1 protein-coding gene is annotated in these 1343 nt (G+C 66.6%); it reads left to right on the top strand.

Annotation, left to right across the window (positions count from 1 at the left end; translation table 11 throughout):
- Positions 1–1343: UDP-glucose dehydrogenase family protein (locus IEY73_RS32625; protein ID WP_229716411.1), on the top strand; the 1343-nt coding region annotated here is incomplete at both ends.

Here is a 1343-nt window from a genome sequence, read left to right as displayed (position 1 = left end):
CGGTTGTCGTTTCTGGGTACGGGTTATCTGGGTGCGACTTATGCGATCTGTTTCGCGGAGCTGGGTTATGAGGTGGTGGGGTTCGACGTCGATGAGGCGAAGATCGCCAAGTTGGCGGGTGGGCAGGTGCCGTTTCATGAGCCGGGTCTGGATGAGTTGTTGCGGGCGAATCTGGCGTCGGGGCGGTTGCGGTTCTGCACCTCGTATGAGGAGGTGGCGGATTTCGCGGATGTGCATTTCATCTGTGTGGGTACGCCGCAGCGTGCGGAGGGGATGGGTGCGGATCTGACGTTTGTGGAGACGTCGGTGACGCGGTTGGCGGCGCGGTTGCGGCGGCGGGCGTTGATCGTGGGTAAGTCCACGGTGCCGGTGGGTACGGCGGAGTGGGTGGAGCAGTTGGTGGCGCGTCATGCGGATGCGGGGCTGGGGGTGGAGGTGGCGTGGTCTCCGGAGTTCCTGCAGGAGGGGTTCGCGGTCGAGGACGTGTTGCGGCCGAACCGGATCGTGGTCGGGGTGCGTACGGAGTGGGCGAACGCGATGTTGTACGCGGCGCACAAGGGTGTGTTCGATCTGGCGGCGGCCGAGGATCGTGAGGTGCCGTTGGTGGTGACTGATTTCGCGACGGCGGAGTTGGTGAAGGTGGCGGCGAACGCGTTCCTGGCGACGAAGATCAGTTTTATCAATGCGATGGCGGAGGTGTGTGAGGTCGCGGGTGGGGACGTGACGCAACTGGCGAAGTCGATCGGGTATGACCCGCGGATCGGTAATCGGTTCTTGCAGGCGGGTGTGGGGTTCGGTGGTGGGTGTCTGCCGAAGGACATCCGGGCGTTTCAGGCGCGGGCGCAGGAGTTGGGCGCGGGTGAGGCGTTGCGGTTCCTGCATGAGGTGGATTTGGTGAATACGCGGCGGCGGGCGCGGGTGCTGGGTTTGGCGGCGCGGTTGCTGGGTCGCCGGTCGGGTCCGGCGGGGCCGGATCTGTCCGGGACGCGGATCGCGGTGCTGGGGGCGGCGTTCAAGCCGAATTCCGATGATGTGCGGGACTCGCCGGCGTTGGCGATCGCGGCGGCCCTGGCGAAGGCGGGTGCGGAGGTACGCGTCTATGACCCCCAGGCCATCGAGAACGCCCGTCGTGTGGCACCCCAACTTACTTATTCATTGTCGCTGGATGGCTGCCTGGCTGGCGCCGACCTGGTGTGCGTGCTCACCGAATGGGCCGAGTTCCGCAACGCCGACCCGCAGGCGCTCGGCGCGCTGGTGGCCGGCAAGCTGGTGATCGACGGCCGCAACTGCCTGGACGAGCCGCTGTGGACCGCGGCCGGCTGGACCTACCGCGGCATGGGCCG

The organism is Mangrovihabitans endophyticus (assembly GCF_014646155.1).
Classification (GTDB): domain Bacteria; phylum Actinomycetota; class Actinomycetes; order Mycobacteriales; family Micromonosporaceae; genus Actinoplanes; species Actinoplanes endophyticus.
This window is presented reverse-complemented; position numbering and strand designations above follow the sequence as displayed.